Origin of the sequence: Shewanella sp. 5S214, assembly GCF_041439795.1 — a bacterium.
GTDB lineage: Bacteria > Pseudomonadota > Gammaproteobacteria > Enterobacterales > Shewanellaceae > Shewanella > Shewanella vesiculosa.
This window is the reverse complement of the sequence record NZ_JBGOOV010000007.1, coordinates 63,760-78,572: the sequence shown is the minus strand read 5'-3', so window position 1 is coordinate 78,572 and position 14,813 is coordinate 63,760. Positions and strand designations below refer to the sequence as shown.

Annotated in this window: 10 protein-coding genes; 6 read left to right on the top strand and 4 right to left on the bottom strand. The window is 43.7% G+C overall.

Translation table 11 applies throughout. The features are described 5' to 3' along the window. The first annotated feature begins 143 nt into the window (after positions 1 to 143). The 5 genes from ACED29_RS06580 to ACED29_RS06560 are packed head-to-tail and all read left to right on the top strand — an operon-like array spanning position 144 to position 7,484. Positions 144 to 1,331 (top strand): acetyl-CoA carboxylase biotin carboxylase subunit family protein, encoded by a 1,188-nt coding sequence (locus ACED29_RS06580; RefSeq protein WP_371697310.1) that lies wholly within the window; start codon positions 144 to 146, stop codon positions 1,329 to 1,331. After that, complete coding sequence (locus tag ACED29_RS06575) at positions 1,331 to 3,160, top strand: IucA/IucC family protein (RefSeq protein ID WP_371697309.1); 1,830 nt, start codon at positions 1,331 to 1,333, stop codon at positions 3,158 to 3,160. Before ACED29_RS06580 ends, ACED29_RS06575 begins: the two co-directional genes overlap by 1 nt. Then, positions 3,157 to 4,326: an MFS transporter gene (locus tag ACED29_RS06570; protein WP_182756799.1), complete on the top strand. Its 1,170-nt coding sequence runs from the start codon at positions 3,157 to 3,159 to the stop codon at positions 4,324 to 4,326. The genes ACED29_RS06575 and ACED29_RS06570 overlap by 4 nt, the downstream gene beginning before the upstream one ends. Further along, positions 4,304 to 6,241 (top strand): IucA/IucC family siderophore biosynthesis protein, encoded by a 1,938-nt coding sequence (locus tag ACED29_RS06565; protein WP_371697308.1) that lies wholly within the window; start codon positions 4,304 to 4,306, stop codon positions 6,239 to 6,241. The genes ACED29_RS06570 and ACED29_RS06565 overlap by 23 nt, the downstream gene beginning before the upstream one ends. Next, on the top strand, positions 6,234 to 7,484 hold the full coding sequence (locus ACED29_RS06560; RefSeq protein ID WP_371697307.1) for a type III PLP-dependent enzyme: 1,251 nt from the start codon (positions 6,234 to 6,236) through the stop codon (positions 7,482 to 7,484). Before ACED29_RS06565 ends, ACED29_RS06560 begins: the two co-directional genes overlap by 8 nt. A gap of 95 nt (positions 7,485 to 7,579) precedes the next feature. Here ACED29_RS06560 and ACED29_RS06555 read toward each other — a convergent pair whose 3' ends face one another. The 4 genes from ACED29_RS06555 to ACED29_RS06540 all read right to left on the bottom strand — a co-directional run bounded on the left by ACED29_RS06555 (position 7,580) and on the right by ACED29_RS06540 (position 12,766). Beyond that, positions 7,580 to 8,557, bottom strand: a complete 978-nt coding sequence (locus ACED29_RS06555) for a lipase chaperone family protein (protein WP_371697306.1) — start codon at positions 8,555 to 8,557, stop codon at positions 7,580 to 7,582. Between the two features lie 5 nt (positions 8,558 to 8,562). Further along, complete coding sequence (locus ACED29_RS06550) at positions 8,563 to 9,534, bottom strand: esterase/lipase family protein (RefSeq protein WP_371697305.1); 972 nt, start codon at positions 9,532 to 9,534, stop codon at positions 8,563 to 8,565. Positions 9,535 to 10,027: 493 nt separating this feature from the next. After that, a complete protein-coding gene (locus tag ACED29_RS06545; RefSeq protein ID WP_124016763.1) occupies positions 10,028 to 11,662 on the bottom strand; it encodes an endonuclease in 1,635 nt (544 codons plus the stop codon). A 330-nt stretch (positions 11,663 to 11,992) separates the two neighbouring features. Further along, complete coding sequence (locus ACED29_RS06540; protein ID WP_371697304.1) at positions 11,993 to 12,766, bottom strand: substrate-binding periplasmic protein; 774 nt, start codon at positions 12,764 to 12,766, stop codon at positions 11,993 to 11,995. A 363-nt stretch (positions 12,767 to 13,129) separates the two neighbouring features. Between ACED29_RS06540 and ACED29_RS06535 the strand changes: the two genes are divergently transcribed. Beyond that, a complete protein-coding gene (locus ACED29_RS06535; protein ID WP_273058056.1) occupies positions 13,130 to 14,809 on the top strand; it encodes a glucan biosynthesis protein G in 1,680 nt (559 codons plus the stop codon). Positions 14,810 to 14,813 lie beyond the last annotated feature (4 nt).

Below are 14,813 nucleotides of genomic sequence, written 5' to 3'. Positions count from 1 at the left end.
TCGAATGTAAATTTTATTTAAATAGTAATGATTATCATTTACATTGTTTCGGTGCAGCGAGAATCCTCATCCTAGTTACCGTGATTGAGGACCATATTGCCGTTAAATAGCGTTAGTATTTTTTGAGTATAGGAATGTAAGTTATGCAACCTAAATTAGTTTTGATTACACATGTGGAAAATCGAGCTGTGGTGGAAGGTTTTGTACCAGCAGCACTCAATTTAGGCTACGAAATATGGTTACTGACCGATCATGGTTTAGCACATAAACAATATTTTGTCGGCCAAACACAGTCTCCAGATCATATTATCGAATGTGATGTATTCAACCCTCTTGCCATTATCGATTGCTTACATACTTTAGGTGTTTCACCCGATATCGTTTTTTCTAATAGTGATCACTTGCAAACATCAACTGCGATGGTGGCTGATTATTTTGCTTGCGCAGCGAAAAATTGGCATGTGTGTTACCAAGCTAAAAATAAAGCGGCGATGCGCGCTAAGTTATTGGCGCTTGGTTTACCCAGCACATGGGCTTTTAGTTGGTCTGTAGGGCATGACTTACCTAGTAATATGCCATTTCCTTTAGTCGCGAAACCTCGTGAAGGTGTTGCGAGTATGGGAGTGGCTTTATGCCAAAATACTGAAGAATTAATGGCGTATGCGGCCAACATCGGTTGTTCAGAGAGTGTGATTTTGCTTGAGTCTTATTTGCAAGGGCCACTATTTACATTAGAAACCCTAGGCGATGGCCAGACCTTGCATGCCATAGGTGGGTTTGATGTGTCTTTATCGCCCCCACCTTATTTTATTGAAACTCAAGCCTGTTGGAATGGGGCAATTTGCACGCAATATCGTCAACAAGCATTGGCTCAGATTAGCGCTTTTGGGATTAATTTTGGGGTGTGCCACAGTGAATTTATATTGACAGACAGCGGACCGGTTTTAGTTGAAATGAATTACCGTAGTATCGGCGATGGTCGCGAGTTTCTTCTTAATGATGTGCTTAATTTTAACTGGTTTGAAACGATTTTATTAGTCCACGCAGGTAAGGAGTTAGCTGAATTAGATACCGACACCAGTGATGCCTTAATCCGCTATTTCCCGGCTAACGAAGAGGGCAGTCTTAGTGCGTGTCCTATGCCATTAGCGGTGGATCATTCAACCCATCATGCACACTATTTGCCTATTAAGTCGATAGGCGATGAAATTCGACTCAGTCATTCCAATAAAGATTACCTTGGCGTGCTTACGGTTTGGGGGCGGGATTTTTTGAGTCTTCAGGCCACGGCTGATGTGTTATCGCAAGATTTAACCTGGGAGTTTAACTAATGACCACGGATAAACAGTATATCGGCCAACGTATTATCGATGCCTGCCTCAGAGAAAATGTCTGTGAACTGATGTCTAAAGGCGAGATTGTTGCGGCAATACCGCCAGCATTGAACCGACACTGGCCCGACGCTATGCCTGCCGCTTGGCTTAAGGTCAGTCATTTTTCGCAGCGAGTTATCTATGTGCCAGTGATCGCCAGTCAATATATGCAGACATGGCGAGCCGTCTCTGATACTTGGCTAAGCCACAAGCTGACTAACAAAAATGATACCCCATTGTACCAACAAGGTTATCGAGCTTGGCTTACGGAATTGGCCGCAGATTTACCGCCAGAATCTAACGCCCTGTTCCTCGACTATATTGCAGAAGCGGACTGTGCGGTATCCCATAGGGCGCTTTGTCGACAAGCATTTAACGCTAGGAAAGAGGCATTAAGTGTCCCATTGAGCACCATGAAAGATTGGCATAAAAGTATGCTGTTCAGCGATCAGGTCGCATCGTATTTAGACCATCCTTATTATCCAACCGCACGAGCCAAAGTCGGTTTTGACTCTCAAGCGATGACATTATTTGCACCAGAGTTTGCCGCCCAATTTGAGCTTTATTGGTTAGCGATTTCTAAAGAGTTAGTGACGTTAACCTCGTTAGTGCCAGAGTGTTGGCCAAGTATGACTGAGGTTGGTTTAGATGAGTCGCTCACAGACACACATTGTTTATTTCCGTTACATCCGTTAACGGCTCTCAGTTTGGATGTCTTGCCAGAGGGAGTGCTTCTTGCTCCTCAATCGGCGCTTACGGTGCAGGCCAGTTTATCCGTTCGAACATTAGCTGTGGTCAATACTCCAGGCGTGCATATTAAGGTGCCATTATTGATGGCGACCTTAGGGGCTAAGAATATTCGCTCCATAAAACCGAGTACTTTATATGACGGACATTGGTTTGAACGCACGTTGACAGCATTGGCGCAACGCGATGGTGTATTAGGTGAGAGCATTGAGCATGTGGATGAACAACATGGTGGTCACTTAGGCGACCATAAATTGTTTGCTTATATTGTGCGTCGTTATCCACCAACCATGCAAGATAAGCAGTTAGTTCCAGTTGCTGCACTTGCCAGTGTCATGCCTGACGGACGCCTATATTTAGCGCATTTAGCGGATCGATATTACCAAGGCCATTGGGATGTTTGGTTTAGCCAATATTTACAGCTTATGCTCAAGGTGCATTTACGTTTGTGGTTAAAGTATGGCATCGCATTAGAGTCAAACCAGCAAAATGCTATTTTGGCCTATCATCAAGATTCACGCTTATCCTTAGTGATGAAAGACAATGACTCAGCCAGATTGCTGGTGAGTCGTTATCAAGCGAGTTTGTCAAAAGCCGAAGCGCTTGAACATGATGCAGCACAACTTATCGATCGCAGGATCATAGTTAATGATGATCAAGCCTTAGCACAAATGTTTACCACGATTACCTTGCAGCTTGATATAGCCGCCATTATTGAAGCGATTGCCGAAGCGGGAATGGCACCAGCATGGCAGCTTTATCGTCAATTGCGTGATTGCTTAATCGACCAATTAGCGTCGCTCCAGGCACAGGGAATAGAGACTGACTATGCTCGGAATTATTTGCTAAATCAACCCATGCTGCCAGTTAAATACCTGCTTTGCTCTGGCAGCTTGCTGAGTAAAGCGCAATCAGGCGCGACCGATGTCAATAAATTTTATGGCCAAAGTGCGCCAAACTTTTTACGTGCCTCGCGAGAGCAATCTCAGCTTGAACAGCACGATGAAGACGTTTTTGCATTGGGTGAGGCCGTGGTATGAGAGTGATTTCAGTTGTACTGTTTTGTCACTTTCTCACGGCATTTACCGCTCTGGGCATGCCTCTTTTTCTCCCTCGGATGCTGGCGAGTTTAGGGGGAGATGAATCAGGTTATCTGGTGGGGCTAATGTTTATTGTGCCGACGATCTGCACCGCATTATCGGCACCTTGGTGGGGCAAGTTTGCCGATAGGTATGGCAAGAAGACTTCATTGTTGCGGGCTCAAATCGGTTTGGTGTTGGGGTTCTTGTTATCCGGTTTTGCTGATTCCGTATCTATGTTTGCTATCGGCTTAGTCGTACAAGGGATCAGTGGCGGTACGCTTGCAGCGTCGAATGCTTATTTGAGTCGCTTTTATCAAGGTAAGGCTTTAGCTAATAACCTTAATCTGACTCAAAGTTCTGCACGATTAGCTTTAGTGAGTGCACCAATCATCTTAGGTCTATTTACTCATATTGATGATCCATTAATGATTTATCGTGTGCTGGCATTACTGCCTTTGCTGGCATTGTTTATTTGCATCGGCTTACCAAAAGATGACGTGGCCGTCAGTCAGGCTGTTGCGGCTAGATCAATCATTGCCCCACCGACAAGCGCTCAGAGTCAGACCTTCTATAAGGTACTTTGGTTACAGTTTTTCTTCTGTTTTGCCATGGTTGTGACCTTTCCCTACTTTCTGCCATACAGTGAACAGCTGGGCATTGAGGGGGATGCATTAAGTGGTTTTTACTATAGCCTGCCACACCTTATCTATTTGTTATTGGCCTTTAATATTAAATCCATAACCTTGTCTGCTAAGTCGCAAACTCAACTTGGACTCGTCCTGTTTGCTGGGGCGTGTTTAGGGCAATTTTTATTGCATAACAGCACTGGCTTATGGGCTCTGCGGGTTTTGTTTGGATTAGGTATGGTGCTTATTTTCAATGGTCTGCATCTCATTGTCAGCCGCAGTATTGAGCAAGGTAGCGCCGGACTTTCCTTTGGTCGTTTCGATGCTTGGGGCAAATGGGCCGGTGTGATTGCAGGAATTGGTGCGAGCAGCGTGACTCAAGTAGCCGGGTTGCAGTTTCCTTTTTTACTCGCAGCATTGAGCTGTGGTTGTGCACTAGTAGGGCTTAAGTTTTTTTACAAGGAGGTAGAGCAACATGTTTATGCAATCCAAGAGTGATATTAAGCCAGTGCAGGCTAAATATAGCCTGCAGATTTACCGCGAACAGGCCGAATTTAATGCAATAAGCTGTTTGCTTAATTGCTACTTACGCGAGTTTGCCATTGTACGTCAAGAGGTTGATTTTGATGATACTCATCCAGATTGCCCACTTTCCTTGTCGCAGTGTTTAACGCGCGACCAGCAAAAAGTTCGTCTCAAGCTTCCTGAGTCGAACGCCACATTGCTGTTCGTTGCCGACAGAGTGAGCTTGCTTGGTCGAATTCGTTTTACCCCTCAGCTCTATTTAAAAAAGTTAGGCTGTGTTTGGCAACTCAGTAGTGCTGAACAGATAACACAACTGCTGTTAGCGCACCTGGCCAAGATCACCTGTACTGAGTTTAATCATGAGTTATTAGCCCAAATAGGCAACAGTATTGCGGTAACCCAAGCATTTTTGCAGCGGTTATCGCAACAGGCTCCCACTGAAAATCAGCTGTTAAGCTATGCTGGCGCGGGGCTTATTGCCTCTGAGCAAAGCTTGCTTTGGGGGCATGCTATGCATCCGACCCCAAAAAGTCGTCATGGTGTGGCGTTCGATGACATGTTGGCTTGTTCGCCAGAGATTAAGGCTAATTTTTGCTTATATTGGTTTAAAGTTGATCCCAGTTTGGTTAAGCAGTTGTACTGCACCGAAGTAAAACCGATGGACTGGATTAACAAAATAAAGCCACAAAAAGCTTGCTTATACCCTTGTCACCCCTGGGAAGTTAACACCATCTTTGAGCAGCCGTTAGTGCGCAAAGCCATCGCCGCAGGCTTAATTGAACCCTTAGGGCAAATCGGCACAGAGGTGTATCCAACCTCATCGGTAAGAACCACTTATTTACCCGACATCAATCAGTTTATGAAGTTTTCTATTCATGTCCGCTTAACCAATTGCGTGCGTAAAAATGCTTGGTATGAACTTGAAAGTGCAGTGATCTTAAGCAAAATCTTGATGACAGTGGCCGCAGAGGCCCGTATGCATTGCCCGCATTTTACTTTGATGGCAGAGCCGGGTGCCAGCACATTAGATTTAAGCGGATTGGCGAATGAAGACAAGGATATGCACAGCAATCGGGCCCAAAGTCTTATGGTGTCGGAGTGTTTCGGTATTCTTTACCGTGAGGGTATAGAAAATCACTTGCTTGAACGATATAAGCCATTGATGGCTGGTGCATTATTTGCTTGGGATCATCAAGGAAAGAGTGTGTGCGAAATGCGCCTTATGGCACTATCTAAGCGCAGACATCAAACTTATCAGCAAACCGTTATTCAATGGTTTAGCGCCTATGTTGACGTGTTACTCCCCGGGATATTTTACTTTTTCTTTAAGCGAGGCGTGGCATTTGAACCTCATTTACAAAACACAGTCGTAGGGTTTGAAGAGGGAATACCAGCCTATATTTGGCTGCGAGATCTTGAAGGAACCAAACTCGTGCCTGAGTTTTGGCCGAGCGAGTCGCTTGAAGGATTATCACAAGAAGCCAAGGCTTCTGTTTACTACAGCCGAGACCAGGGCTGGAACCGAATAGCTTATTGCAGCTTGATTAATAATGTCAGCGAAGCAATATTTCATTTAGCTGCTGGCAGCCAGCAATTAGAAGCTAAATTGTGGCAGGTCGTCGCCAATGTGATACGTCAGTGGCAGCACATCGAAGGTAATAAACCTGAGCTGGCAGGTTTATTACAAGGTGATCCGATTCCCTCAAAAAATAACTTGAGTACCCGTCTATTTATGCAGGCCGATCGGTTATCGGGTTATACCCGCTTGCCTAATCCAATGGTTCATCGTCGAGATGATAACGCAGAGGCAACGACATCCGAGCCAGTCGACATTGCAGCATCAGAGATAGCCACATCCCAACTACTGCCTGGAGTTTATTGTGGATAAAATCATTAATGCGATTTCGACTTTAACGTCACAACAAGATCCGCACGCTCCTTTGTGTGCTTATATTTACGATCTCGAACAACTAAAGTCCCATGCCAATGCGATGGTAAAAGCGTTACCGAGTAATTGTGAGCTTTACTATGCCGCTAAAGCTAACCCTGAAGCCGAAGTATTGGCTGCATTAGCACCGATAGTTCATGGTTTTGAAGCGGCTTCAGGTGGCGAGCTAAATTGGTTGCATCAATGTCAGCCGCAGATGCCGTTGATTTTCGGTGGCCCAGGTAAATTAATATCAGAGCTCTCTCAGGCAATCGATCTAAAGGTTGATGCTATTCATGTTGAGAGTCTGACCGAGCTGCGACGTATCATTGCCCTTTGTCTGCAAAAACAATGTCACTGTCGCATTTTATTACGGATGAATATTGCATTAGAGGGCATCGCCGAAACTCGTCTCACGATGGGCGGTAAACCCACGCCATTTGGTATCGACGTGAGTGAACTCGATACCGCCATGGATCTTTTACGTGACCAGCCCAAATTATCTGGCATACCTTTAGTCGAGCTGGTGGGCTTTCATTTTCATTTAATGTCACATCAGTTGGATGTTGAGCGCCATCTGGCTTTGATGGCATTGTATTTTTCAACCTTTAAAACATGGTGCCATCAATATGGTTTGCGTTTACCGTTACTGAATGTCGGTGGCGGTATAGGCATTAATTATGCCGATCCTCAGCAAGTATTCGACTGGTCGTCTTTTTGTGTTGGACTGGCTCATTTGATTGCCGAGTTGAACATGGAAGAGGTGAAGATTAGGTTTGAGTGTGGCCGATTTGTCAGCGCCGCAATGGGATACTATGTCATGCAAGTATTAGACATTAAACACAATCATGGTCAATGGTTTGCCATTGGTCATGGTGGTACTCATCACTTTAGAACTCCAGCAGCCCAAGATCATAACCATCCTTTTTTTGTACTGAACCAAGATGGATTGTCGGCGCATAAGAGACAGCGTGTTGTCACTGAATTGGCTTTGGATGCATCGATAACGCCGGTGCTGAGCAATCAGCTGGTGACGCTTGTTGGGCAACTGTGTACTCCTAAAGATGTGCTGGCGAAACAGCAGTATGTTAAATCATTAGCCGTGGGTGATTACCTAGTATTTACTCATGCTGGTGCGTATGCATGGAATATCTCACATCAACACTTTTTGATGCATGCCGCGCCTAGGCGGTTATTTATGTAAACAAGATACCCGTTCAGGCTATGTTATTTTCGGTTATGGTAGCTAGCCTAAACGGGTCAATGGCACAGCGATTAGTTAATCGATTGGATAGTAGATTAAGGCTTGATTAACTCAGGATGATTAACAAATACCATTAAGCGTTTTTGTTCATTCGGGGTAAATTGCTGTTGTTGATATTGTGCTAAAGCCTGTTGCTGTTCAGTGTCTGGCAAATGGGCTATTTGTTGTTGATAATTCTGGTACAAGGTCACTTTATTTTGCCAATTTAGATTAGTTTTTTGAGTTGCTTGTACTCGTTCAAGCACTTCTTGGCTCATGTCTGCGTTTATCCCTGTAATTAGGTCGCTGTGTGGTGATGTGCCCTCTAAATAAGCGCTGATATCATTGGCCATCAGTGTTGGTGTAATGGCTCGGCGTTCTTCTTCATCCAGTTGGCTGATTTGATGCGCGAGTAACTCCGCTTTTTGTTCTCTGGTCAAACTGCTATCTTGTCGAATTTTCAGCCGCTCAAATGCTTGTTGATCATATTTGTTGTCCTTGGCAAAAAATGCATCTATTTCGAGTGCCGAAAAATAGCGTTGCTGCAATAGATGGGCCTGCTCGATAAAATCAAATGTCATGGTTAAATCAATATCGCCGTCTATTGCAGGACTGGCGTCCTTTAAAGAAGCTATCGCGATTTTATAGTCACGGTAACGCTGAAACAATGCGGCAAGTTTAGCGTGCGCAGCGTCACTAAGGTCAAGTGTACTGGCTAATGTAGACAGTAGGTTTTCCAGTGCGGTTGCTTTATCTTGATGCTGCAAAATAATGTCGTCAAAATCCCAGCGAAGTGCTTGAGATAACCGCAGTGGCTGACCTAATGTGTTTTTGCCAATAGGCGCAGTTTTCACTGTAGTTTCTGGTGTGAATAATGTTGAGTTAGACTCAAAGGTAGGTAATTTATCAGAGGCCAATAGCTCTGCTTGGTGTTTATGCATCAATGATGCGGTCAATAGCACGATAAAAAGGGCGAGCAAAAGTATGCCCACCCATAATCGCGGATTTTGAGCGAGTGAAAATCCACTTTTCATCTTGTTTATAAACCTAATTGCTGTAAACGATTAAGATGCTGGCGATATAAGGTTTCTGGATTAGTTTCAAACCAACTAACTAGCCCCAAGGTTTGGTTTACTTCATCTAAGTGGTTCATTTTATAATTGTCTTTAATCACTTTACCTAGATGAGAACTACAGCCAGAGACAAGGCCGTCGTTAGGTTCACCAAAAACTAAGCTGGTTAAGCTCAGTGGGTAATCCGATGGATCAACAACATGCGTTAATGGGCTGGTACCTGACCAAGAAAAATAATACACACCATTGTTTGCTCGTTGTCGGCCCTGACCACAATATTGGCTCGGAATACCTTCAGGATAAGCTTGGTTAAATGCAATAGAGCCCCGGGTGGTGAGTGATGTCATCGCTGCGATGCTATCCGACGGTAGGCCGTTATTACCTGAGATGCCAGAAATAATACCTGCTAATAAGTTAATGCCTTGTTGTGCAAGGTATTCTGTATTGGAGTTTACGGGAATTATCCCACGTGCTAAGTCGGCCACACGGCTACCCCAGTTAACACCCCCAATTGACGTTACCGAAGCCACCATTTCTGGACTGACACTGGCGACATAGCGAATTGTTGGACCGCCATGGCTATGGCCAATCAAGTTAACTTTTTTTGCCCCTGTTTGTGCTAGTACGGCTTGAACAAAAGTACGTAACTGCTCCCCTCTGACTTCGCTTGAGTTGGCGGGTGACACGCTAGCAACAAAAACTTGAGCGCCTCGCTGACGTAAGGTTTGCGGTATTCTGTAAAAATAATCTACCCCCCAAATATCATCAAAACCAAATAAACCGTGAACGAGCACCACAGGGTATTTTGTTCCTTGAGCATAGGCTTGCTGTGGTGCAAGTGACAATAGCGTAATACCGGCTAAAAATAATGCGCTAAGTGTTGCGGATTTAACCTGAGATACCTTTATTAATATTTTTAACACACTGGTTTTCATCATTTATCCTCCCCAAAGGTGCAATGATGTATTGCATAAAATGTTTAAGTCTTGTTGGATCCCGATTCTATGTAATGCTTGATCGAGTAAATTAGTATTAACGTATGTTTAACAACTAAACAAGGGTTAACATTTGTACAGCCGGGCAAGGGAGCCCAGGTTTTTTGCTGTTTAAAACAAGGCTATGGGTTGGTTCCTATGTGTCATCTTCATTATTGATGTTTTTAATACGACAGTATGCTGGGGTTACTTTTTTTGATAATTCGAAATAAAAATCTAATGAGTATGCAGGCATTTTTGAGACGGCAATATTCGATGGGATTAACAAAACCCAGTCTTATGTTGTGAAGTAATAAGGGCTATTTTTGCGAAACCTCGCACTTTATCGCTGATAAATGAATGAATTGGCTAAGCTATCGCTCTGCTGTATCGGGCCTCATAATAAAAACGCAGCCTATATGGCTGCGCTTAATCATTTACCTATAATGGCTAATACCTACTGGCACGATGCGCCATATAGCTCACTTGCCCAGCCGCTATTATCAATAAAAGGATTACGATTTTTCTGCCATTCGAAGATACGGTTATTTCGGCGGCGTTCCCAGTCACTGACGGGATCTTGCAGGTGCCAACTTAACAAGGTACACAGATCGCCCAATAATGCAGCGCCAGTATTGGTTGTGCCATTTGCGATGCTTAAATCAGGCGTGCCGCTGTTATCATTGCCTTCATAACGTACATCCATATAAAAGATCATTCGCGCCACATCGCCTTTCACTTCATCCATTGGCTCAAAGCTATCAGCATCGGTATGGTTGCCTGGTGCTTCTGATATTTCGCTGCCACCCACATCAAAATCTTTGTTACCACGGCTGCTGTTAACAGAGACATCGGCTGGTCGAAGATGATGTAAATCTGTATAGGCATACTGACTGCTGTCAGGAAATCCATGACTTTTAGCCCAAACGTGTTCACGATTCCATGCATCTTGTGAGTTACTCATACCCGCACGATTGGTTTTGGGTTCTGAACGGCCGGTATACAATAAAATGACATTGTTACTATTGGCTGGGTCTTCGTCGGCATAACCCAATCCATCCCATACTTGACTATAACTAAAGCGCGTATGGCCTTTAATTATCTGATTCAGACTCGCTTTAAGTGCTGCACCAGATTGGCCAATGGCAGCTGCATAGTAGGTGTTGAACGCATAACTGCCGTTATCTCCAGCGGATCCGTCTCCCTCACCAGTGCCTGTGCCACCACCCGTATCCGTGTTAACGGTATAATTAAGTACAAGGCTGACACCACTAAAGGCAGCATAAGATTGAAGGTTAATGTAGTAACGTCCTGCAACAGGGTTACTAATAGGGCATTGCTCATTATTACCTGACATATAAGGCGCGCAATCATATTCACTTGATGTCGGTTCACTACCTTGGCGCACATATAGATCGGCATCTCCACTGCCGCCGCTCATGGTCACCGTCACTTGAGTGGCATTAGCAGGAAGGTCGGCAAGGTATTTTAGTGTTTGGCCTGTACTGGCAGTTAAATTAGTTTTAGCTTGACCATTACCGAGTTGATTATCGCTAACGCCGCCAGTACCACCACAATTAGTGGTCAGTGAACCTGTGCTTGGTGTCCCTGGGGTATTACTTGCGTTCCAATCGGCTGCTGATTTAGTGTTGAGTACCGTGGTGCGATATAACGACACATCTTGAACATTTAAAGACCACCCAGAAATGCCGCCTTCCCAAGCCACGACATCTATTTCTTGGGCACCTTTATTTAAGCGCACAAAATCGCCAGAGTTACCTAATGCTAAGGGCATCCCAGACAGATCGGGTAATAGATTAAATAAGTTATTAAAACCGGCAGAGTTTGCTGCTACGGTGAAGTACTCTCCAGAGGCTAAACTGCCTTGCAAGTTATAGCTGCTGCCGTTATCGCTAATTTGATATTGGCTCAGGTCGATAACATCACATCCAGCATTAAACAGCTCAACATACTCTTCAGTGCTGTCATTATTAGGTGTGTCATACAGAACTTCACTAATGAGCAAGTTAGCATTTACATTGAATGCTAATCCTGTCAAAAGTGCAGCGATAGATAGTTTTGATATTGTCATTACTCATGTGCTCTTATGTTTATAGTTTTATTCAGCGCTTAAATGAACTGACCCCCAAAGATTTAATTCATCTTGATGAATTAAATCACACTTATAAAGTATGATAATAAACTGTTGTTACAGTTTAAATTCTTTTAAATACAATATTGTAACAATTAGGGTGGGTCAATGAACGGATCCAATTGTATGGACAACAGTCTTACTTGAGCCTAATGGCTGCAATGTGCAATTGTGGATTACACGGGCGCTGTACTTGATAATTATGGGGGGATGCATGCGTATTCGGATGGATCATTGAGTGCAGGTTTACAGTTATCTATTGCAGTAATATCACTTGTTTTGTCGCATTTCTTGTAGCGAAGCGTCCAAAACAGCTTGAGGATTAAACTTAGATAGACCGTTATTAAGAATCTCTAACCACTTTTTTCCTTGCTGATTATTCTCGAATGCAACATGCAAGCTCTTAGATTCTAATATTTTTTCATTAATTTGCAGCAGATCCGCAATTTCTGCAATTTGAGGGTCTGACTTTAGAAAATCGTACACATTAACGTCAATTATAATCGCGTTAATACGACCCGCAGCGAGTTTCAAGATGTTTTGTTTATCATTTCTTGCGGTTTCAATTTTTTGACTGCCATCTAATATCATCGCATCAATTTCAACCGTATTGAGATAGCCAGTGATGACACCTAAGGTGTAATTATTTAAGTCACTCACGTTATGCCAAGCTATGGGATCCGTTTTTCGTTCAAGTAACCCTAACGAACTATGTCCTAAAGAGTCAGACAGCAAAAATTCATCTGTGGCCGTATCATATTCAGGAAAGTATCCTGCGGCATAGCCCATCTTCACCATTCTTATAGCCCGATTCCAAGGTAAAACCGTGATCCTAAGTTTATGACCTTCATTGTTTAATGCATGTTCTACTATCTGGCTCGTAATGCCTTTATTGATTAAACGAGATCCCGTGAATGGCGGCCATTCAAGAGTTGAGAGTTCAAGGGTGTCTGATATAGCGTTATACGACATGACTAACGTGAGTAATGTACTTAAGCATAATATGTTTCGCCTAGCTTTTAACACAGAGATCATGTTTTCCATTTTATTTCTTATTTTTATTAATCAATACTTTAGAGTATTTTTTTGGAGTCTGCAAAACAGTTAATACAAGCAGTAGAGTAAAGTATAGACGTGGATAGTGACTGGAGTATGAAATATGGCGCAATTAACTATCACAATAATGCATATTTACATTTTATTGGCTAGCCTATATTTCTTTTAGGTATATGGTTATATTTAAATGTTATTGACTTGGTGTGACTTTTTATACTAAAGCAAGTGCAAAATTAAGCCGTTCTGATATCTTTCGCGCCACAGAAGTAGGTGATTGTATGGCAGATATTGTGCAGCAATTACCGCTTTGAAAAATGCACTTTAACGCTTTTTATTTTGGGTTGCCTATCTATGGTTAGCTTACTGAGTTGTCGCACTTCGGTCTCTTCTCACACTGTAATAAAAGGGCTGACGCGTTTGTCGTTAGCCATTGCCGCAGGGCTTTGTTTTACCCTTGCTGCACAAGAATCAAACTCGCCTACTACTGTCCCTTCATCATCTAGCGTGACCATACCGCTTCAGACTTACACAGATGAAACGGTGACCGTTAAACCACAAAATACCTTAGATACACAAACTAAAGTGCGTTTTGCGAAAACGGCTAATTTTGATGCCGATTCTGTGGTTAAAATCGCCCGCCGATTATCCCAAACTGCCTATGTGGATCTTAACGATCCACTGCCAGCTGGTTTAGCTAAAATTTCTTACGATGAATATCGAGATATTCGTTTTAAGCCAGAAGCGTCTATTTGGAAAGCCGAAGGCTTACCCTATCAAATGCAATTATTTCATCGGGGCTTTTATTTCCAAGATTTGATTGAAATTGCCTTAGTTGAAGGCAATCAAGCCACTCATTTAGCCTATAACTCAGAATTTTTTAGTGCAGGCGACGTGCTTAGCCAAAAATTACCCACCCAAGATATTGGCTATTCAGGTTTACGTATCCATTATCCGCTGAATAACCCGGCATATTTCGACGAGCTTATGGTATTTCAAGGCGCGAGTTATTTCCGTGCATTGGGTAAAGGCAGCGATTACGGCTTGTCTTCAAGAGGTTTAGCGTTAAATACAGCTGAGCCTGAAGGTGAAGAGTTTCCGATATTTCGCGCTTTTTGGGTTGAACGCCCAAACACCGACAGTAACTTAATCGTGGTACATGCCTTGCTGGACAGTCCTAGCGTGGCAGGGGCATATCGCTTTTCAGTTAGACCGGGCGATAACACCCATATCGATGTGGAAGCGACTTTATTTCCTCGAGTCGATTTAGTTAAAGTCGGCTTAGCGCCTAGTACCAGTATGTTTTTACATTCTATGAATGGTCGTCAAAACACCGATGATTTTAGACCTGAAGTGCATGATTCTGATGCGCTATTAATCTTAAATGGTCGCGGTGAGCGTTTATGGCGTCCGCTAGCCAATCCAAAGCAATTGCAGGTGAGTGCTTTTATGGACAACTCGCCGCAAGGGTTTGGTTTAATTCAGCGTGAACGTAGTTTTGATGCCTACCAAGATCTCGAAGCCCATTATGAGCGTCGCCCAAGTTTATGGGTTGAGCCGGTCGGTAATTGGGGCGCGGGTGAGGTGGTGTTAACCGAAATTCCAACCGACTCTGAAATTCATGACAACATCGTCAGCTACTGGAAGCCTAAACAACCTATCGCAGCCGGTAGTGAGTTTCATTTTACCTATCGGTTAATTTGGGGTAACGAGCCTGAAGTTGACGATGGCACTGTAATTGTGGCGCGTACCGCCAGTGGCCGCGCTGAAATTGCGAAAGCCACACCGAGACGTTTGTTTGTTATCGACTATCAAGTAAAAGAAGGTAATAACGATGAAATCCCAGTGGCACAAGTGCAGAGTTCTGCAGGCGTAGTCACCAATGTGGTGGTGTCTCGTCAGCCTAAAACCAACGGTTACCGTTTAGCCTTTGAAATGGACCCACAAGATGCTGAATTGATTGAGCTTCGTGCTGAGCTGAAGTTTACTGGCCCACGTGATGTCGAAACTTGGCTTTATCGTTGGACTCTTTAAATAT

Excerpts from the sequence above, each read along its gene's own strand:
- ACED29_RS06555 (WP_371697306.1), bottom strand. The coding sequence starts at position 8,557 with ATGAAAAGTGGATTTTCACTCGCTCAAAATCCGCGATTATGGGTGGGC.
- ACED29_RS06550 (WP_371697305.1), bottom strand. The coding sequence starts at position 9,534 with ATGATGAAAACCAGTGTGTTAAAAATATTAATAAAGGTATCTCAGGTT.
- ACED29_RS06570 (WP_182756799.1), top strand. The coding sequence starts at position 3,157 with ATGAGAGTGATTTCAGTTGTACTGTTTTGTCACTTTCTCACGGCATTT.
- ACED29_RS06540 (WP_371697304.1), bottom strand. The coding sequence starts at position 12,766 with ATGGAAAACATGATCTCTGTGTTAAAAGCTAGGCGAAACATATTATGC.
- ACED29_RS06580 (WP_371697310.1), top strand. The coding sequence starts at position 144 with ATGCAACCTAAATTAGTTTTGATTACACATGTGGAAAATCGAGCTGTG.
- ACED29_RS06565 (WP_371697308.1), top strand. The coding sequence starts at position 4,304 with ATGTTTATGCAATCCAAGAGTGATATTAAGCCAGTGCAGGCTAAATAT.
- ACED29_RS06575 (WP_371697309.1), top strand. The coding sequence starts at position 1,331 with ATGACCACGGATAAACAGTATATCGGCCAACGTATTATCGATGCCTGC.
- ACED29_RS06535 (WP_273058056.1), top strand. The coding sequence starts at position 13,130 with ATGGTTAGCTTACTGAGTTGTCGCACTTCGGTCTCTTCTCACACTGTA.
- ACED29_RS06545 (WP_124016763.1), bottom strand. The coding sequence starts at position 11,662 with ATGACAATATCAAAACTATCTATCGCTGCACTTTTGACAGGATTAGCA.